This is a genomic window from Variovorax sp. AC194, assembly GCF_979257995.1.
Map to the genome: position 1 here is coordinate 3,055,828 of NZ_OZ409823.1, position 17,116 is coordinate 3,072,943.

The following is a 17,116-nucleotide window of genomic DNA, read 5'->3' on the forward strand; positions in this document are numbered from 1 at the left end:
CGTGAACCCTGTCGGCTCAGCGTGTCAGGACGGGTCCTTGCTGCGCGTGCGGCCCACCGCGCTGAAGATGCCGATGCCCAGGAGGATCAACGTGCCGATGCCGATATAGAGCGTGGGAACGCCCGCGACGGAAGCACCCCAGGCGACGCCGCCCAGGAAGATCAGGAAGCCGATCATGTAAAGCGCAAAAGACATCATGTCCTCCGGTAGCTGAGATGCCTTGGTGTATCCCGGCCGCCCTCCCGGCCCGAACCGGCCTGGACCGCCTCTGCGTGTGGGAGCGTGCCTACCGTTCGGCTAGTCCGGACACGCCACCAGCAGGTACCGGCAGGCCGTGCGCCCCAGCGCCTTGAAGACCAGCGGCCGGTCCACGCCGAAGTCCAGGCAATCCCCGGGCGCCAGCTCGAAGCGCTCGTCGCCGTAGTCCACCCGCAGCGCGCCTTCGATCATCCACAGGCATTGGCGATAGGGCTTGCCGCTCCAGCGCGGATAGCCGACCTGCGCGGAGCGAGGCAGCTCGACCTCGACCAGTTCCACCCCGTTGCCCGCGCCGCGCTCGGCGACCTGGCGGCGCAGATAGCCCGCCTCGGGATCGCGCCAGACTTCCTGCATGGCCTTCGTGCGCAGCCGCTGGGGGCTTACGTTTTCCTCGGTGAGCAGCTGCGCCAGCGACACACCCAGGCCCGCGGCCAGCCGGCCCAGCAGCACGGCGGTGGGGCTGCTCTGCGCGCGCTCCACCTTCGAGATCATGGCCTTGCTCACGCCCGACAGCTCGGCCAGCTCGGCCAGGCTGAGCCCCTTGGCCTGCCGCAGCGCCAGCAACCGGGTGGCGATGAGGGCGTCGATGTGGCCGGGAGTGTCGCCAGGGGTGTTGCCGGAAGGGGGTGATTCGTTTCTCATATGAGATTATTATTCTCCTATATTGAACGACAGAGAAGCACCATGCGCCTCATTGCCTGCACCGAAGAAGCTCACGCCGGCGCCATCCTCGCCATCCTCAACGACGCCATCGTCACCTCCACCGCGCTGTACGACTACAAGCCGCGCACGCCCGAGAACATGGTCGCGTGGTTCGCCACCAAGCGCGCCAACGGCTTCCCGGTGATCGGCGCGGTGGACGAGAACGGCAAGCTGCTGGGCTTTGCGAGCTACGGCACCTTCCGCGCCTTTCCCGCCTACAAGTACACGGTCGAGCACTCGGTGTACGTCGAGGCCGGCCACCGCGGTGCGGGGCTCGGGCGCACGCTCATGGAGGCGATCATCGCGGAGGCGATCGCGCGCGACGTGCATGTGATGGTCGGCGCCATCGATGCCGCGAATGCGGGCAGCATCGGCCTGCACGAGCGCCTGGGCTTCGCGCATTCGGGCACGGTGCGGCAGGCCGGCTTCAAGTTCGGCCGCTGGCTCGACGTGGCGTTCTACCAGCGGATTCTTGCGACGCCGCTGAATCCGGTCGACGGCTGAAGGCTAGTTCAGCACGAAGAAGCGCATCACGACCTCGGCCGGGTGCCTAACACCGGCGCCGACGAACATGCGCTCGTTGATCCACCGCAGCGCGGGCGAGGCCGTCTCGAAGCGCGGGTTGCAGCGGAAATAGACCTGCGCCGGATCGACCGCTTCGCCGCGCATGAGCTTGGCCATCACCTCCGGCGCGGCCGAGCGCACCGCATGGTTCTGCACGTAGACGAGGTCGCCCGCGTCGGTCTCGAGACCGTAGCGCGCGTCGAGCTCGGAGAGCGTGTCGCTCACGATCAACTGGAAGTCGCCGCCGCCCGGCACCACCCGTGCGCGCCAGCCGTGGCCCGACGCCTCGCCGCCCGTGATGGGCACCACGCGGCGCAGGCCCCGCGCGCTCTGGCCCAGCACCTGCGGCACGCCCACTTCCACGCGCAGGTCGGCAAAGTGGTCGAGCGCCGGTGCGGCGATCGAATCGAAGAGGTTGCTGCTCATCGCACGAAGCGGTTCAGGCGGCTGTCGTTTCCGCGCTGGCGCGGTCGAGCATCTCGATGGTGCCCGCGTCGAGCTTCAGCTGCGTGGCCACAACCAGTTCTTCGAGCTGCGCGATCGAGGTGGCGCTGGCGATGGGTGCCGTCACGCCCGGCCGTGCGATCTGCCATGCAATGGCGACCTGGCCCGGCTTGGCGTTGTACTGCTGCGCCACCTTGTCGAGCGCATCGAGGATGCGCAGGCCGCGCTCGTTGAGGTACTTCTTCGTCGTGTTGGCGCCGCGCGCGCTCTTGGACGCATCGGCCTCGGTGCGGTACTTGCCGGTGAGGAAGCCGGCCGCGAGCGCGTAGAAGTTGATCACGCCCACTTCGCGCTTCACGCACAGGGGCTCCAGTTCGTCCTCGAACACCGCGCGGTCGTACAGGTTGTAGAGCGGCTGCAGGCTCTCGTAGCGCGCCAGCCCCAAGCGCTCCGACACGTCCAGCGCCTCGGCCAGCCGCGGCGCCGTGTAGTTGGAGGCGCCGATGGCGCGCACCTTGCCCTCCTTGATGAGCGCATCGAAGGCGCCGAGCGAATCCTCCAGCGGCGTGCTGGCGTCGTCGTCGTGCGACTGGTAGAGGTCGATGTGGTCCGTCTGCAGGCGCTTGAGCGAGGCCTCGACCGCCTCGCGGATGTACTTGGGAGAAAGGCCTACCTTGCCTTCGCCCATCGGCTTGCCGACCTTGGTGGCCAGCACCACGCGGTTGCGCTTGCCGCTCTGCTTGAGCCACTTGCCGATGATGGTCTCCGACTCGCCGCCCGTGTGGCCCGGCACCCAGGCCGAGTAGACGTCGGCGGTGTCCACGAAGTTGAAGCCCGCGTCCAGCCAGGCGTCGAGCAGCTTGAACGAGGCCGCCTCGTCGACCGTCCAGCCGAACACGTTGCCACCGAAGGCGAGCGGCGAAACCAGGAGGCCGGAGCGGCCGAGCGGGCGAAGTTGCGACATGACGAAGTTTCCTGAAGAAGAAAGAACGGAGGGAAGGATCAGACGAAGCCCACGGCGCCGAGCAGCGCACCCGCGCCCAGCAGCCAGAGCAGGTGGATGCGCGTGCGCCAGACGATAAGCGCGGCCACGCCGGTCAGGAGCCACAGGTGCCAGGCAGGCGCATCGCCGGCATGGTTACCGGTGGCCAGCACCCAGCCGGTGGCGATCAGCAGGCCCACCACCACCGGCGCCATGCCCTGCTTGAAGGCGCGCACCTCGCGGCGGGTGCGGTTGCGGTGGCCCCAGCGGGTGGCGAAATAGGTGAGGGTGGTGCTTGGCACCATGATGCCGACCATGGTCACCATGAGGCCGAAGAAGCCGAGCAGCCAGGCCATCGGCCCGGCGCCGATGCCGCCGCCCGCGTTGAGTCCGACGTTCCAGCCCATCAGCGCGACGAACAGCACATTGGGCCCGGGCGCCGCCTGCGCGATGGCGACCGACGAGCTGAACTGCGCATCGGTGAGCCAGCCGTGCTGGGTGACGAGGTAGCGGTGCATGTCGGGCACCGTGGTGATGGCGCCGCTGATCGACAGAAGGGACAACAGCAAGTACTGCCCGAACAGCGCCAGCCAGTCGTGCCATTGCATCGCAATCGTCATGGCGCGATCCTCTTCCAGGTCCAGACGCAGGCCACGCCGCCGACCACCAGCAGCACCCAGCCGAGCGGCACCTTGAACACCGTGATCGCCGCGAACACCAGTGCCATGAACGCAAGGCAGACCGGAAAGCCCAGCGGGTGCTTGCGCAGTTGCGGAATCAGCTTGATGCCCGTGGCGGCGATGAGCCCGCCCGAGACCGCGCCCATGCCCCGCAGCGCCGCCGCCACCTGCGGGTTGCCCGCGTAGTGCGCATAGAGCACGGCCAGCGCGAGGATCACGACCAGGGGAATGGTCAGCATGCCCGCCACGGCGGCCAGCGCACCGCGCAGGCCGAAGTAGCGGTCGCCGATCATCAGGCCCAGGTTGATCACGTTGGGTCCGGGCATCACCTGGGCCACGGCCCAGTCCTCGAGGAACTGCTCGGGGGTGAGCCACTTCTTCTTCTCGACCATTTCGCGCTGGACGATGGCCAGGACGCCGCCGAAGCCCTGCAGCGCGAGCCAGGTGAATGAAACAAAAAGGTCGCCTGGCGACCGGGGCTGTGGCTGCGAGGGGGCTGGCGGCGTTGCCGCGTCGGAGAGGGGCGGGTGCATGGGGATGCGATTATCGTAGGCAGGCCTGCAAGATGCCGGGCACCGGGCCGACATGCCCGAGCGATTCAACAGGGACACTCCATGCTCATGCAAATCCGCGCGCTCTTCGATCTCTGCAAACGGGCCTTCGCGTCGTGGTCCAACGACTACGCACCCAGCATGGGCGCGGCGCTCGCTTACTACACGGTGTTTTCCATCGCGCCGCTGCTCCTGATCGTGATCGCGGTGGCGGGACTCGTGTTCGGCCAGGAGGCCGCGCGCGGCGAAATCTTCGCGCAGCTCTCGGGCCTCATGGGCGCACAGGGCGCGGCTGCGGTGCAGGGCATGCTGCAGGCGGTCAACAAGCCGGCCGAGGGCATCGTGGCCACGGTGATCGGCATCGGCCTCCTGGTGGTCGGCGCGACCACCGTGTTCGGCGAACTGCAGGATGCGCTCGACCGCATCTGGCGCGCACCGGCCCGCGCCAAGAGCTCGGGCATCTTCAACCTGCTGCGGGTGCGGCTGCTGTCGTTCAGCATGATCATGGGCATCGGCTTTCTGCTCATGGTGTCGCTGGTGGCCAGCGCGGCGCTCGCGGCGCTGGGCAAGTGGTGGTCGCCGGTGTTCGGCGCGTGGGAGAGCCTGGCGCAAGTGGTGAACTTCGTCTTCAGCTTCGCGATGGTGACGGTGATCTTCGCGATGATCTACAAGATCATGCCGCGCGCGAAGGTGCAGTGGCGCGACGTGTGGGTGGGCGCGGCCGTGACGGCGCTGCTGTTCACCGTCGGCAAGCACCTGATCGGCCTGTACATCGGCAAGAGCAGCGTCGCCTCGGGCTACGGCGCCGCGGGCTCGCTGGTGGTGGTGCTGGTGTGGGTGTACTACTCGGCGCAGATCTTCTTGTTGGGCGCCGAGTTCACCTGGGTCTATGCGCGCACCTACGGCTCGATGAAGGACAAGGCGGGCCTGCCCGATGCGAACCCGTCGCCCACGCGCGATGTACCCCTGCCGCGCAACGACGCCTGAGGGCAGGCGTCGATCAACCTGAGAAGCCGCCTTCGTCGAAAACTTCTGCTCGTCCGCGCTGGTGCTGCGCCCCAGCATCCGGTTGCGGTGCGGAAAGCGGCCGAAGCGCGCGACGATGTCCCGGTGCAGCACGGCGAATCGCTGCGTGTTGGCGTCGAGCGCCGCGTTGAGTTCGACCGAGCGCTCCTGCTCGGCGAGCGCCTCGGAGTGCATGAAGGGCAGGTAGAAGAACGCGCGCAGCGCAGTTTCGAACTGCCGGTCGAAGCCCGCATCGATCGCCTTCTTCGCCACGGCCAGCGCGAGACCGTCGGTGGCGAGCATGTGCGGGTTGTTGCGCCAGGCGTTGCGCGGCAGTTGGTCGAGCAGCACGAGAAGCGCCAGCGCGCCGTGGGCATCGCCAATCCAGTGATCGAGTTCGCCGCGGGCGGCGGCCTGGTGCGCGGCCAAGAAGCGCGTGAGGAATTCGGCATCGAATGCATCGCTCTTGGCGAACCAGCGCGAGGGGCCGGCTTCGCGCCAGAAATCGACCACTTCGCGGGCGGCAGGGAGTGCTTGGGAGGTCATCGTTGCATTCTCTTTCACTCTGTGGCGGGCCCGCAAAGTCGGGGTGGTGGCCGACACGGCGGGGCGCGCGTGCTGCCTATGCTGTGGAGGCTTTCATAACCCAGGAGATAAAGCTCATGACCAAATACGGCACCCTTTTGCGCGCAGCCCTCATCACCGGCGTGGCCAGTGCTGCCCTGGTCGGCTGCGGGATGATGTCCAAGTCGAACACCGCCAGCTTCAGCGGCGCGATGAACGCGGCCAGCGAAGTGCCGCCCAACATGACGCGCGGCAGCGGCATGGCCGAAGCCTGGCTCAACCGGGACACCAACGTCCTCAAGTACAAGATCACCTACACGGGCCTGAGCGGCCCGGCCACCGCGGCGCATTTCCACGGCCCTGCCGCCGCCGGCGCGAATGCCGGCGTGGTGCTGCCGTTCGCCAACGCGGCCAGCCCGATCGAAGGCCAGGCCACGCTCACGCCGGCGCAGGCCGCGGACTTGGTCGCGGGCAAGTGGTATGCGAACGTCCACACCGCGGCCAACCCGGGCGGCGAGATCCGCGGGCAGATGCTGCCGAAGATGTGATCTTCTTGCGGGAGAGGGACCGGGGGCTTCGGGTTCCGGTCAGGTTACTGTCGCGGGGGTGGTGTCAAATGAATGCATGACGACGACCCCGAAGAAGAAGCCCCGCGCGGCATCCCCCTCCCACCCCCCAGCCCTCAATCCTTTCGCGTCTCGCCGCGAGGACATGCGCCAGGCCCGCAAGGCCCTGGTGCTCCAGGGTGGGGGCGCGCTCGGCGCCTACCAGGCGGGCGTGTATGCCGCGCTCAGCGAGACCGAACTGCAGCCGCACTGGATCGCCGGCGTCTCCATCGGCGCCATCAACGCGGCGCTGATCGCGGGCAACGCGCCCGAGCACCGGGTCGACAGGCTGCGCGAGTTCTGGCATCTCGTGTCCTCCGGGCCTTCGCAGCGCCTGCCTTTGTGGCTCGGCGATCGCGCCACGCAGAACCAGTACAGCGCAGCCATGGCGTCGCTGGTCGGCATTCCGGGATTTTTCGAGCCACGCTATTCGCCGGCCTTGCTCATGGGCGGCGCGGCGCCGCTCTTGAGCTACTACGACACCTCGCCGCTCCGGAGCACGCTGGAGCGCCTCATCGATTTCGACCGCATCAACGCCTGCGAGGCGCGCTTCAGCGTGGGCGCGGTCAACGTGCGCACCGGCAACTCGGTGTACTTCGACAACACGCGCCAGCGCATCGGGCCCGAGCACATCATGGCCAGCGGCGCGCTGCCGCCGGGCTTTGCGCCGGTGCACATCGACGGCGACGACTACTGGGACGGCGGCATCGTCTCGAACACGCCGCTGCAGTACGTGCTGGACCTGCATCCGCGGAGCGACCCGCTGGTGGTGCTGCAAGTGGACCTCTTCAATGCGCGCGGCGAGATGCCCCGCACCATGGCGGGCGTGATGGAGCGGCAGAAGGACATCACCTATTCGAGCCGCACCCGCATGAACACCGACGCGCTGGCCGCCAACATGAACCTGCAGCAGGCCATTGCCGACCTGATCACCAAGCTGCCGGCCAACCTGCGCAAGGATGCGAGCGTGCTCGCGGTGCAGTCGCAGCTCACGCACGAGCCCATCGACATCTTTCACTTGATCTACCGCGACAAGCCCTACGAACTCGAGTCGAAAGACTACGAGTTCTCGCGCGCCGCGGTCGAGGAGCACTGGGAGTCGGGCGCGCGCGACATGCGCGTGACGCTCGCGCACCCGGAGACCCTGCGCGCCGACGCCACCGTCAATGGCGTGACGACGTTCGACCTGGGCGACCACGGCTCGGGCCGGGTCAAGCGGCCGGGCCTCTCGCGCTGAGCACCAGGGCAAGCGATCAGGTTCGACTAAGAAACCAGCGCGAGACTGGATCGGTCACTTCACCAGGAGGAAATGTTCATGAACATTGAAGATGTACGGCGCCAGGCTTTCGCCATGCCGCTCACCAGCCCCGCCTTCCCGCCCGGACCGTACCGGTTCGTGCGCCGCGAATTTCTCATCGTCACCTACCGCACCGACATGGAGGCCCTGCGCGCCGTGGTGCCCGAGCCGCTCGAAGTGGTCGAGCCGCTCGTGAAGTACGAATTCATCCGCATGCCCGACTCCACGGGCTTCGGCGACTACACCGAATCGGGCCAGGTCATTCCGGTGCAACTGCGCACCGCCAAGGGCGTGGAGCAGGGCGCGTACGTGCACGCGATGTACCTGAACGACCATCCGCCGATCGCCGGCGGCCGCGAGCTCTGGGGCTTTCCGAAGAAGCTCGCCTCGCCGGTGCTCGACTACGAGATCGACGTGATCGTCGGCACGCTCGACTACGGCAAGGTGCGCGTGGCCAAGGCCACGATGGGCTTCAAGCACCGCGCGCTCGACCCCGCGCCGATTCTTGCGGGCATCGCGCAGCCGAACTTCCTGCTCAAGATCATCCCGCACGTCGACGGCACGGCGCGCATCTGCGAGCTGGTGCGCTATCACATGGTCGATGTCACGCTGCACGGCGCGTGGACCGCGCCGGCCTCGCTCGAACTGCATCCGCATGCGCTCGCGCCGGTGGCCGACCTGCCGGTGCGCAAGGTCGAATCGGCGGTGCACTACATCGCCGACATGACGCTCGCGCTGGGCACCGTCGAGCACGACTACCTCGCCTGACGACCGCGCCCGATTTTTGCTGTCTTCTTTTCATCCCAACCCCGAAGGAACATTCACCATGCAACTCAAGGACAAGGTCGCCTACATCACCGGCTCGGCCAGCGGCATCGGCAAGGAAATCGCGATCCTCTTCGCACAGGAAGGCGCCAAGATCATCATTGCCGACCTCAACAAGGAAGCGGCCGACGCGACGGCCGCCGAGCTCAAGGCCACGGGCGCACAAGCCATCGGCGTGGCCGTGGACGTGACCAACGAAGACCAGGTCAACGCCTCGGTCGAAGAGGGCGCGAAGGCCTTCGGCGGCATCGACATCCTGATCAGCAACGCCGGCATCCAGATCGTGCATCCGGTCGAGGAATTCAGCTTTGCCGACTGGAAGAAGATGCTCGCGATTCACCTGGATGGCGCGTTCCTCACCACCAAGGCGTGCCTGAAGCACATGTACGCGCAGGGCCGCGGCGGCAGCGTGATCTACATGGGCTCGGTGCACTCGAAGGAGGCGTCGCTGCTGAAGGCGCCCTACGTCACGGCCAAGCACGGGCTCATCGGCCTCGCCAAGACGGTCGCGAAGGAAGGCGCCAAGCACGGCGTGCGCGCCAACGTGATCTGCCCCGGCTTCGTGCGCACCCCGCTGGTCGAGAAGCAGATTCCAGAGCAGGCCAAGACGCTGGGCATCAGCGAAGACGAAGTCATCAAGAACGTGATGCTCAAGGAAACGGTGGATGGCGAATTCACCACGACCGAGGACGTGGCGCGCGTGGCGCTGCTGTTCGCGGGCTTCCCGACCAATGCGCTCACCGGCCAGTCGCTGGTGGTGAGCCACGGCTGGTTCATGCAGTAGGCGCTACAGCTTCAGCTCCCAGGTCTCGCCCACGAGCTGCTTTCCATAGCTCTCGTGCGGCTCCGACTTGGTGAGCTGGAAGCCGCGCTTGGCATAAATGGCGCGCGCGGCCGTGAGGTCGCTGTTGGTCCACAGCACCATCTTTCGGTAGCCCTTGCGGCGTGCGAAGGCGATGCATTCATCGACCAGCTTGCCGCCCAGGCCCAGCCCACGCGCGGCCGGTGACAGGATCAGGAGGCGCAACTGCGCCACGCCGGCCGACTTGCGCACCACGAAGATCGAGCCCATGCGCTCGCCGTTGAGCTCGGCGATCCAGCAGCGCTCCCAGTCGGGCTGGAACTTGAGCAGGAACTCCCCCGCGATCTGCGCCACCAGCGCCTCGAAGCTGCTGTCCCAGCCGTATTCGCGCGCATAGATCTCGCCGTGCTGCTGCACGACCCAGCCGATGTCGCCGGGCGCCGGGTCGCGCAGGACGGCGGCCTGGGTCTTCGCGGGCGCGGCCCCAGGGTCGAGCAGCGATTGCATCGTGCCCATGGCCTGCACCAGTTGGTTTCGCTGGGCCGGGGCGAGCGGCGAGAGCAGGGCGGCCGCTTCGTCGCGCGATTTCTGTTGCAGCGGCGCGAATGCGGCATGGCCGGCTTCGGTCAGGCGCAGCACGCTTTGCCGGGCATCCCGCGCATGGGGCGCGCGCGCGAGCCAGCCCGCGGATTCGAAGCGGCGCAGGATGCGGCTCATGTAGCCCGCATCGAGCCCGAGGTCGCGGCCGATCTCGCTGGCGACCGCCGTTTCGCGGTGCGCCAGCTCGTACAGCACCCGCACGTCGGTCAGCGACATGTCGCTGCCCAGGTACGGATCGAGGGCGCCGATCTGGCGCGTGTAGAAGCGGTTGAACTGCCGGATGGCCTTGACGGCGGCGGCGTCGACGGTGGGTGAGGGCGTGGACATGCTTGCCATTGTCATTCGATTGGTTGACTTTGGCAATCAATTGATGCCCGCGCCAAGACCCGGTCACTGGATGTTTGTCGCGACAGGCATGCTCGAAAACCCTAAAATCGAGGGTTGCCCACCACAGCGCCGCCACGGCCCTGTCCACTCCCACGATGAACGCTCCCGTCGACGTCTCCTTTTTTGCGCGCGCCGCCAAGCCGCTGACCAGCTACCGCAAGTACTGGGCGGCCCGTTTCGGCACGGCCAAGTTCCTGCCGACCACACGCAAGGAAATGGACGCGCTCGGCTGGGACAGCTGCGACATCATCGTGGTGACGGGCGACGCCTACGTCGATCACCCCAGTTTCGGCATGTCGGTGATCGGCCGCATGCTCGAGGGGCAGGGCTTCCGCGTGGGCATCATCGCCCAGCCAGACTGGCAGAGCGCCGAGCCCTTCAAGGCGCTGGGCAAGCCGAACCTGTTCTTCGGCGTGACCGCCGGCAACATGGATTCGATGATCAACCGCTACACCGCGGACCGAAAGATCCGCAGCGACGACGCCTACACCCCCGGCGACATCGGCGGCTCGCGCCCCGACCGCGCGGCCATCGTGTATTCGCAGCGCTGCAAGGAAGCCTGGAACGACGTGCCGATCATCCTGGGCGGCATCGAAGGGTCGCTGCGCCGCATCGCGCACTACGACTACTGGTCGGACAAGGTGCGCCGCTCCATCGTCGTCGACGCCAAGTGCGACCTGCTCCTGTACGGCAACGCCGAGCGCGCCATCGTGGAGATCGCGCACCGCCTGGCCGCCAAGGAGCCCGTGCAGCAGATCACCGACGTGCGCGGCACCGCCTACGTGCGACGCGAAACGCCCGAGGGCTGGTTCGAGATCAACTCCACCAGCGTGGACGAGCCGGGCCGCGTCGAGGCACACGTCAACCCATACCTGATGGTGTCGGACCAGGCCAAGGCCAACGGCGCCACCTGCGCGAAGGAAGACGAGGCGAAAGACGTGGCCAAGGCCGCGGAAGCTGCCGGCTCGCCGGCGCTTCAGTCGATGCAGTCGGTGCAGTCATTGCAGTCGGTGGTGAATCCCGCCATCAAGCCGCTGACCTTCATGCCCAACCCCGCGCTGCAAAGCCGCGGCAAGATCACCGTCCCGCCGCGCGACCGCTCGGTGATCCGCCTGCCGTCGTACGAGCAGGTGCGCAGCGACCCGGTGCTCTACGCGCACGCCAACCGCGTGCTGCACCTGGAGACCAACCCCGGCAACGCCCGCGCGCTCGTGCAGGCGCACGGCGAGGGCACCACGGCGCGCGACGTGTGGATCAACCCGCCGCCCATTCCGCTCACAACGGCGGAAATGGACTACGTGTTCGACCTGCCGTACGCCCGCAGCCCGCACCCGCGCTACGCCGACGAGAACGGCAGCCACGACGGCGGGACGAAGATCCCCGCGTGGGAAATGATCCGCTTCAGCGTGAACATCATGCGCGGCTGCTTCGGCGGCTGCACCTTCTGCTCGATCACCGAGCACGAGGGCCGCATCATCCAGAGCCGCTCCGAAGAATCGATCATCAAGGAGGTCGAGGCCATTCGCGATTCCGTGAGCGGCTTCACCGGCACCATCTCCGACCTGGGCGGCCCGACGGCCAACATGTATCGCCTGGGCTGCAAGAGCCCCGAAATCGAATCGGCGTGCCGCAAGCCCAGCTGCGTGTACCCCGGCATCTGCCCGAACCTGGGCACGAACCACGATCCGCTCATCAAGATCTACCGCCGCGCGCGGGCGTTGCGCGGCATCAAGAAGATCCTGATCGGCTCGGGCCTGCGCTACGACCTGGCCGTGCAGTCGCCTGAATACGTGAAGGAGCTCGTGCAGCACCATGTGGGCGGTTATCTCAAGATCGCGCCCGAGCACACCGAGCAGGGCCCGCTCACCAAGATGATGAAGCCCGGCATCGGCAGCTACGACAAGTTCAAGCAGATGTTCGAGAAGTTCTCGGCCGAGGCGGGCAAGAAGCAGTACCTCATTCCGTACTTCATCGCCGCGCACCCGGGCACCAGCGACGAGGACATGATGAACCTGGCGATCTGGCTCAAGAAGAACGGTTTCCGCGCCGACCAGGTGCAAACGTTCTATCCGAGTCCGATGGCCACGGCCACGACGATGTACCACACCAACAAGAACCCGCTGCGCAAGATCACGCGCGAGAGCGAGACGGTGGACATCGTGCGCGGCGACAAGCGCCGCCGCCTGCACAAGGCGTTCCTGCGCTACCACGACGCCAACAACTGGCCGCTGCTGCGCGAAGCCTTGAAGAGCATGGGCCGCGCCGACCTCATCGGCAACGGCAAGCACCACCTCATCCCGACGTGGCAGCCGCTGACCGACGGCGGCTACACAAGCGCGCGCCGCAAGAACTCGACCTCCGCGCCGGTGGCCGCCAAGGCCGCGGCGCCGGTGAGGCTCGCGCCGGTGAAGCCCTCCAAGGGCCGCATCCTCACGCAGCACACCGGTCTGCCGCCTCGCGACAACGGCAGCGGCAAGCCGGTCAACAAGCCTTCATCGCGCAAGGTGCGTTGATCGGACGGTAGCGGGCGACCGCTACGCGTACTGCATCTCGCCGTTCCCGAACGACCAGTTCTCCTTCATCACCTCCACGAGGTTGATGAACACGTCCTCGCGCCGGATGCCCAGCTTCTCGTGCAGGTCGTTCGCCACGCGCTGGTAGAAGGCCTTTTTCATCTCGACCGTGCGCCCCTGGTTCAGCGTGATCTGGATCAGCACGAAGCCCGCCGAATACGTGACGCCCAGGTAGTTCGCCGGATGTACCAGGCCCTGCGCGGCATGCCGCGTGATGACCTGGAACTTGTCGTCCTTGGGCACGTTGATGGTTTCCGTCATCGCCTGGTAGACCAGGTCGCCGATGGCGTGCCCCAGCGTGTCGGGCGAGGCGTCGGACAGTTCGATTCGTACGAGTGGCATGGGAGGTTTCTCCTGGATGGGGGTGAAGCCCAGTCTAGAGACGGCGTGCGCGGCAGGTCAGGTCGCGGGCGAAATACCACGCAGCCAGAAGACCCAGGCCAGTAGCGCCGCGCAGTGAAGGACGACGGTGGCGCGGTACACGCGCAGAAAACCCTGCTTGCTCGACTTGTGGCGCAGCAGCCTTTGCCCGGCCCAGGCGCCCGGCCAGCCGCCCGCCAGCGCGAGCAGGTGCAGCGTGCTTTCCTTCGTGCGCCAGCGGCCGGTCTGTGCGGCGTTCTTGTCGAGGGCGTAGGCGAAGAAGGCCAGCAGGCTCAGCCCCGGGACCACGCCGAAAACCAGCAGGGGCAAGCGGCCGGACCAGACGGCCGCGCCGATCAGTACACCGTACGCCAGGAGGAAAAGCAGGCCCCACGAGGCCGAGGGCCCGGAAGCGCTCGCGCGGCGCGGATTCGCCCGCTTGGTGGGAGCCGGAGCAGGAGCGCGTTCACGGCGGCTGACGGGCGTGTGTTTCGGCGGGGGCCGCGAAGCCTCGGCCGATGCCGATACCGCCTGCACGGCCACGGCGCGCGGTCCCTTGCCGCCGACATGGATCTCTTCGAAGCTCAATGCCATGCCGACCTGCGGCAACACCCGCCGGTCGCTGAAGTCGCGCAGATGCACGAACACGTCGGCAGACACGTCGGGGCTGCGGATGAAACCGAAGCCGCGTTCGGCTTCCCATCGGACGAGTCGGCCTTGGCGTTTCATGTTTCGTGGCGAGTGGGAGGAGGGCACATGGCCGCGATTCTCCTCGTGCTTTTCCTTGTGCTTTCCCTTGCCCCTCGTGGACGAGGCTCCTATCATCGGCCGCTCATGCACCTGCACCATTCTCCCCCTCCGTCGACCCGCAGCTGACGCGCGCCTCGCGCCGCGCTCAGACCCGCAAGTGGTCGCCGTCGTCCGCCTTCTTTCGCAAGGCGGACTGACGGCCCGATGGTCATGCCCGCCTTCGACAAGAACGAGCGGCGGGCGTCATGGAGAAATTTCAACAATGAACGCAAGAATGTCTGCCGCCCTGGCCTGGGGCGGCGTGTTGCTGGCCGGCGCGCTCTGGGGCGGCGGTGCCCTGGTGGCGCAATTCCTCATCGATGGCGGCATCGCGCCGCAGAGCCTGTCGCTCGCGCGCTTCGCGCTCGGGGTGCCGCTGTTGTGGTGGCTGCATTGGAGGGCGCAGCGCACGGCGCGGTCCTCCGACGCGCGCTGGCGCGACCTCACCCGGCGCGAGCAGTTCCAGGTCGTCGGCACCGGCGCCGCGATGGCGCTCAACGTGAGCTGCTGGTTCGCGGGCATCGCGCACCTGGGCGCCGCGCTGCCGACGGTGATCTCGATCTGCTGCGCACCGGTGATCGTCGCGCTCGTCTCTGTGCTGCGTGGCTACGAGCCCTTCGGCCTGCGCCTGCTCGGCGGCCTCGTGATGGCGCTCGGGGGCGTGGCGCTGCTGGTGATGCCGGCCGGGGGATGGGGCCCGCTGCCCGCGGGTCATGCCGCGGGGCTGGCCTGGTCGTTCGGATCGGCCTTCTGCTATGCGCTGGTGGTGCTCGGCAACGCGCGCATGCCCGTGCGAGTGCCGGCCGTCACGGCATCGGCGTGGGGCATGAGCGTGGCGGCGCTGTGTATGCTCGCGGTGGCGTGGCCGTCGGGCATCACGTGGCCGGGCGGCACGAGCCAATGGCTGGGTGCGGCCTACACCGGCGTGGTCACGACTTCGGTGGCCTACCTGGCCTTCGCCTGGGGCGCGCGGCGCCTGTCGCCGACGGCGGCGGTGGTCGGCACGCTGATCGAGCCGCTGGTGGCGGCGTTGCTGGCGGCGCTGCTGCTTGCCGAGCCGATGGCGCCCCGCCAGTGGCTGGGCGCCGTGCTGCTCGCGGTGGCCATGCTGCTGCTCATGCGGCGCGGTGCGAAGACGGCATCCGAAACAGAAGCCGACTGAAGCCAAAAGTGGTCGCTCCGTTGTATGGTGTGGCCCCATGAGCAGTTCGCCCCACCTGCCGGCATCGTGGACCCGCACCCTGTGCGGCGCCGTCCTGTTCGCGGCCTCGCTGCAGCTGTGTGCCGCGGCACCCGCCGAGTCCGCAGCGCCCGCTCAGGCGCTGCGCGACACCCACCAGCGCCTGAGCGACAAGCTCGACCGCAGCAGCTTCGGCCGCCCCGTGCAGCTCGACTCGAGCGAGACGCCCGGCGGCCTGGAGGGCGACATCTATGCGGTGATCGACCACCCGCTGTCGGAGGTCACGGCGGCGTTCAAGGGGTCGGCCCACTGGTGCGAGTTGCTCACGCTGCACATCAACAACCGGCGCTGCAAGATCGGCACGGCGCAGGGGCACGAGACGTTGACGCTCTATGTGGTGCGGCGCTACGACAAGCCGGTCGACCAGGCCTTCGAGCTGCCCTTCGTCTATCGCGTGGTGAGCGCGACGCCCGAGAACCTGTCCGTGGAGCTTTCGGCCGCCAGTGGTCCGTTCGGCACGAGCAATTACCGCGTCACGCTCGAGGCCGTGGCGCTCGATGAGCGCAAGAGCTTCGTGCACTTCAGCTACAGCTACGACCACAGCATGATGGTGCGAATGGCGACCCAGGCCTACCTGGCGACCTTCGGCCGCGACAAGGTGGGGTTCACCGTGGTGGGCAAGGCGTCCGATGGCAAGCCCGAATACATCCGCGGCCCGCGCGGGCTGGTGGAGCGCAATGCGATGCGCTACTTCCTCACGCTGGACGCCTATCTCTCGACCGATGAGAAGGACGCCGCCGAGCGCCGCCAGCGCCACTGGTTCGCCGCGGCCGAGCAGTACCCGCGGCAGCTGCACGAGGTGGACCTGGACACCTACCTCGCGCTCAAGCGCGAAGACCGGCAGCGCGACGGCACCGGCCGCTGAAAACCCAACCCCTCAACCGGCCAGCGTGAGCAGTGGCACGTCGCGCTCGCGGCTCATGGCATCGAGCTCGGCGCGCGTGCGCGTCGCCAGCCACGCCGCCAGCGCCTCGTGCGTGGCCGCGGCCATCATGTCGGGCGGCGTCACGCCGGCAGCTTCGCAAAGGCGCTGCGCGAAATGCGGCTCCAGCGCCGCCACCGCCACGCGGCCATCGGCGCACGGGTAGACGCGGTAGCCCGCATGCGCGCCGCCCACCGCGCCGGTGGGCTGCGTGAGGCCCCAGGTGCGCGGCAGCGCCAGCCAGTCGGCCGAGGCGTTCAGCGCCACTTCGAGATAGATCCCTTCGGGCTTTTCACTGCCGCGGGCGCGCCGCAGCATGGCCGTCAGCACCGCCTCGCTCGCGAGCAGGGCGCCGCCCATGTCGGCGTAGAGCGTTGGCGGCAGCTCGGTGCCGGTGACGAGGCCGCTTTCGGCGACGTAGGTGAGGTCGTGGCCCGGCTCCTCGGCGCGCTCGCCCGGCGCGCCGACGATGGCCACCTGCGAGAGCGACGGATGGCGCGCCTGCAGCGCGGGCCAGTCCAGGCCCAGCTTGCGCAGCGCGGAGGGGCGGAACGAGGTGAGCAGCACGTCGGTCTTTGCCAGGGCGGCGTGCAGATGCTGCTGTCCCGTTTCGGTCTTGAGGTCCGCGGCCTCGATGGCGATGCCTTCGTGCAGCGCGGCATACGCCGGCCGGTTGTAGAGCGCCATCGGGTCGCCGGCCGGCGGTTCGAGCTTCAGGCAGCTGGCGCCCATCTGGCGGCAACGCAGCAGCGCGGCCGGGCCGGGCAGGTTGAGCGCAAGGCTCAGGACGCGCACGCCTTCGAGTGGCAGGAAGGAGGTGGGGCTGGACATGGGTGTCGTCGATCCGCAAAACAGGTCAACGGTCATTCTCACCCGAGCGGTGGGGGAGCCAGATTCCGCAAGCCGCCGCGCGGGCGGCGCGCGTAGCATGCGCCATGGCAGCGCTCGTCCTTGCCGCTGCCGCAG

19 protein-coding genes and 1 pseudogene are annotated in these 17,116 nt (G+C 67.9%); 9 read left to right on the forward strand and 11 right to left on the reverse strand.

The genetic code is table 11. From position 1 onward, the window contains the following. Positions 1-24: 24 nt before the first annotated feature. Together ACZYRS_RS14685 and ACZYRS_RS14690 are read right to left on the reverse strand one after the other, a co-directional pair. Complete coding sequence (locus ACZYRS_RS14685; protein WP_198788595.1) at positions 25-195, reverse strand: hypothetical protein; 171 nt, start codon at positions 193-195, stop codon at positions 25-27. A 102-nt stretch (positions 196-297) separates the two neighbouring features. Beyond that, positions 298-900 carry a helix-turn-helix domain-containing protein gene (locus ACZYRS_RS14690; protein WP_463419841.1) on the reverse strand — a complete coding sequence of 201 codons (603 nt, stop codon included), beginning with the start codon at positions 898-900 and terminating at the stop codon, positions 298-300. 42 nt (positions 901-942) lie between these two features. Between ACZYRS_RS14690 and ACZYRS_RS14695 the strand changes: the two genes are divergently transcribed. After that, entirely contained in the window at positions 943-1,464 is a 522-nt protein-coding gene (locus ACZYRS_RS14695; protein ID WP_463419842.1) for an N-acetyltransferase family protein, read from the forward strand. A 3-nt stretch (positions 1,465-1,467) separates the two neighbouring features. On the opposite strand, the gene ACZYRS_RS14700 is transcribed toward ACZYRS_RS14695, so the two are convergent. From ACZYRS_RS14700 to ACZYRS_RS14715, 4 genes are read right to left on the reverse strand one after another with little or no spacing between them, the layout of a single operon-like run. Continuing rightward, positions 1,468-1,950, reverse strand: coding sequence for a DUF3237 domain-containing protein (locus tag ACZYRS_RS14700; RefSeq protein ID WP_463419843.1), 483 nt, complete (start codon positions 1,948-1,950; stop codon positions 1,468-1,470). A gap of 13 nt (positions 1,951-1,963) precedes the next feature. Further along, complete coding sequence (locus tag ACZYRS_RS14705; RefSeq protein ID WP_463419844.1) at positions 1,964-2,932, reverse strand: aldo/keto reductase; 969 nt, start codon at positions 2,930-2,932, stop codon at positions 1,964-1,966. A 38-nt stretch (positions 2,933-2,970) separates the two neighbouring features. Next, positions 2,971-3,570, reverse strand: a complete 600-nt coding sequence (locus tag ACZYRS_RS14710) for a chromate transporter (RefSeq protein WP_463419845.1) — start codon at positions 3,568-3,570, stop codon at positions 2,971-2,973. Beyond that, positions 3,567-4,163: a chromate transporter gene (locus ACZYRS_RS14715; protein ID WP_463422489.1), complete on the reverse strand. Its 597-nt coding sequence runs from the start codon at positions 4,161-4,163 to the stop codon at positions 3,567-3,569. The genes ACZYRS_RS14710 and ACZYRS_RS14715 overlap by 4 nt, the downstream gene beginning before the upstream one ends. Before the next feature lie 81 nt (positions 4,164-4,244). Between ACZYRS_RS14715 and ACZYRS_RS14720 the strand changes: the two genes are divergently transcribed. Further along, a complete protein-coding gene (locus ACZYRS_RS14720; protein ID WP_463419846.1) occupies positions 4,245-5,168 on the forward strand; it encodes a YihY/virulence factor BrkB family protein in 924 nt (307 codons plus the stop codon). Between the two features lie 99 nt (positions 5,169-5,267). Here ACZYRS_RS14720 and ACZYRS_RS14725 read toward each other — a convergent pair. Beyond that, a pseudogene (locus ACZYRS_RS14725) lies at positions 5,268-5,732 on the reverse strand (DUF924 family protein); the annotation flags it as partial. 116 nt (positions 5,733-5,848) lie between these two features. Between ACZYRS_RS14725 and ACZYRS_RS14730 the strand changes: the two are divergent. The 4 genes from ACZYRS_RS14730 to ACZYRS_RS14745 all read left to right on the forward strand — a co-directional run bounded on the left by ACZYRS_RS14730 (position 5,849) and on the right by ACZYRS_RS14745 (position 9,261). Further along, on the forward strand, positions 5,849-6,298 hold the full coding sequence (locus ACZYRS_RS14730; RefSeq protein ID WP_093431920.1) for a CHRD domain-containing protein: 450 nt from the start codon (positions 5,849-5,851) through the stop codon (positions 6,296-6,298). 76 nt (positions 6,299-6,374) lie between these two features. Next, positions 6,375-7,592, forward strand: coding sequence for a patatin-like phospholipase family protein (locus tag ACZYRS_RS14735; RefSeq protein WP_463419847.1), 1,218 nt, complete (start codon positions 6,375-6,377; stop codon positions 7,590-7,592). A gap of 78 nt (positions 7,593-7,670) precedes the next feature. After that, on the forward strand, positions 7,671-8,420 hold the full coding sequence (locus tag ACZYRS_RS14740; RefSeq protein WP_463419848.1) for an acetoacetate decarboxylase: 750 nt from the start codon (positions 7,671-7,673) through the stop codon (positions 8,418-8,420). A gap of 58 nt (positions 8,421-8,478) precedes the next feature. Then, the gene (locus tag ACZYRS_RS14745) at positions 8,479-9,261 is read left to right on the forward strand and encodes a 3-hydroxybutyrate dehydrogenase (RefSeq protein WP_198788606.1); all 783 of its coding nucleotides are present in this window, start codon (positions 8,479-8,481) and stop codon (positions 9,259-9,261) included. A gap of 3 nt (positions 9,262-9,264) precedes the next feature. Here ACZYRS_RS14745 and ACZYRS_RS14750 read toward each other — a convergent pair whose 3' ends face one another. Further along, positions 9,265-10,206 carry a bifunctional helix-turn-helix transcriptional regulator/GNAT family N-acetyltransferase gene (locus tag ACZYRS_RS14750; protein ID WP_463419849.1) on the reverse strand — a complete coding sequence of 314 codons (942 nt, stop codon included), beginning with the start codon at positions 10,204-10,206 and terminating at the stop codon, positions 9,265-9,267. A 155-nt stretch (positions 10,207-10,361) separates the two neighbouring features. Here ACZYRS_RS14750 and ACZYRS_RS14755 point away from each other — a divergent pair, with 155 nt between their 5' ends. Next, positions 10,362-12,779: a YgiQ family radical SAM protein gene (locus ACZYRS_RS14755; protein ID WP_463419850.1), complete on the forward strand. Its 2,418-nt coding sequence runs from the start codon at positions 10,362-10,364 to the stop codon at positions 12,777-12,779. Between the two features lie 21 nt (positions 12,780-12,800). Here the strand turns inward: ACZYRS_RS14755 and ACZYRS_RS14760 are convergent, their stop codons facing one another. Continuing rightward, on the reverse strand, positions 12,801-13,181 hold the full coding sequence (locus ACZYRS_RS14760; RefSeq protein WP_463419851.1) for a tautomerase family protein: 381 nt from the start codon (positions 13,179-13,181) through the stop codon (positions 12,801-12,803). Between the two features lie 57 nt (positions 13,182-13,238). Next, positions 13,239-14,048, reverse strand: a complete 810-nt coding sequence (locus tag ACZYRS_RS14765; protein ID WP_463419852.1) for a DUF1294 domain-containing protein — start codon at positions 14,046-14,048, stop codon at positions 13,239-13,241. A 175-nt stretch (positions 14,049-14,223) separates the two neighbouring features. Here ACZYRS_RS14765 and ACZYRS_RS14770 point away from each other — a divergent pair, with 175 nt between their 5' ends. Both ACZYRS_RS14770 and ACZYRS_RS14775 read left to right on the forward strand, forming a co-directional pair. Then, positions 14,224-15,150 (forward strand): DMT family transporter, encoded by a 927-nt coding sequence (locus tag ACZYRS_RS14770; RefSeq protein WP_233102049.1) that lies wholly within the window; start codon positions 14,224-14,226, stop codon positions 15,148-15,150. A 37-nt stretch (positions 15,151-15,187) separates the two neighbouring features. Next, positions 15,188-16,093: a hypothetical protein gene (locus ACZYRS_RS14775; RefSeq protein ID WP_463419853.1), complete on the forward strand. Its 906-nt coding sequence runs from the start codon at positions 15,188-15,190 to the stop codon at positions 16,091-16,093. A 12-nt stretch (positions 16,094-16,105) separates the two neighbouring features. Here the strand turns inward: ACZYRS_RS14775 and ACZYRS_RS14780 are convergent, their stop codons facing one another. Beyond that, positions 16,106-16,981 (reverse strand): CoA transferase, encoded by an 876-nt coding sequence (locus tag ACZYRS_RS14780; RefSeq protein ID WP_463419854.1) that lies wholly within the window; start codon positions 16,979-16,981, stop codon positions 16,106-16,108. Positions 16,982-17,116: the final 135 nt, after the last annotated feature.

Coding starts and splice junctions, on each gene's coding strand:
- ACZYRS_RS14735 (WP_463419847.1), top strand. CDS start 6,375: ATGACGACGACCCCGAAGAAGAAGCCCCGCGCGGCATCCCCCTCCCAC.
- ACZYRS_RS14740 (WP_463419848.1), top strand. CDS start 7,671: ATGAACATTGAAGATGTACGGCGCCAGGCTTTCGCCATGCCGCTCACC.
- ACZYRS_RS14765 (WP_463419852.1), bottom strand. CDS start 14,048: ATGGTGCAGGTGCATGAGCGGCCGATGATAGGAGCCTCGTCCACGAGG.
- ACZYRS_RS14695 (WP_463419842.1), top strand. CDS start 943: ATGCGCCTCATTGCCTGCACCGAAGAAGCTCACGCCGGCGCCATCCTC.
- ACZYRS_RS14775 (WP_463419853.1), top strand. CDS start 15,188: ATGAGCAGTTCGCCCCACCTGCCGGCATCGTGGACCCGCACCCTGTGC.
- ACZYRS_RS14780 (WP_463419854.1), bottom strand. CDS start 16,981: ATGTCCAGCCCCACCTCCTTCCTGCCACTCGAAGGCGTGCGCGTCCTG.
- ACZYRS_RS14750 (WP_463419849.1), bottom strand. CDS start 10,206: ATGTCCACGCCCTCACCCACCGTCGACGCCGCCGCCGTCAAGGCCATC.
- ACZYRS_RS14705 (WP_463419844.1), bottom strand. CDS start 2,932: ATGTCGCAACTTCGCCCGCTCGGCCGCTCCGGCCTCCTGGTTTCGCCG.
- ACZYRS_RS14715 (WP_463422489.1), bottom strand. CDS start 4,163: ATGCACCCGCCCCTCTCCGACGCGGCAACGCCGCCAGCCCCCTCGCAG.
- ACZYRS_RS14720 (WP_463419846.1), top strand. CDS start 4,245: ATGCTCATGCAAATCCGCGCGCTCTTCGATCTCTGCAAACGGGCCTTC.
- ACZYRS_RS14690 (WP_463419841.1), bottom strand. CDS start 900: ATGAGAAACGAATCACCCCCTTCCGGCAACACCCCTGGCGACACTCCC.
- ACZYRS_RS14745 (WP_198788606.1), top strand. CDS start 8,479: ATGCAACTCAAGGACAAGGTCGCCTACATCACCGGCTCGGCCAGCGGC.
- ACZYRS_RS14710 (WP_463419845.1), bottom strand. CDS start 3,570: ATGACGATTGCGATGCAATGGCACGACTGGCTGGCGCTGTTCGGGCAG.
- ACZYRS_RS14685 (WP_198788595.1), bottom strand. CDS start 195: ATGTCTTTTGCGCTTTACATGATCGGCTTCCTGATCTTCCTGGGCGGC.
- ACZYRS_RS14755 (WP_463419850.1), top strand. CDS start 10,362: ATGAACGCTCCCGTCGACGTCTCCTTTTTTGCGCGCGCCGCCAAGCCG.
- ACZYRS_RS14730 (WP_093431920.1), top strand. CDS start 5,849: ATGACCAAATACGGCACCCTTTTGCGCGCAGCCCTCATCACCGGCGTG.
- ACZYRS_RS14770 (WP_233102049.1), top strand. CDS start 14,224: ATGTCTGCCGCCCTGGCCTGGGGCGGCGTGTTGCTGGCCGGCGCGCTC.
- ACZYRS_RS14700 (WP_463419843.1), bottom strand. CDS start 1,950: ATGAGCAGCAACCTCTTCGATTCGATCGCCGCACCGGCGCTCGACCAC.
- ACZYRS_RS14760 (WP_463419851.1), bottom strand. CDS start 13,181: ATGCCACTCGTACGAATCGAACTGTCCGACGCCTCGCCCGACACGCTG.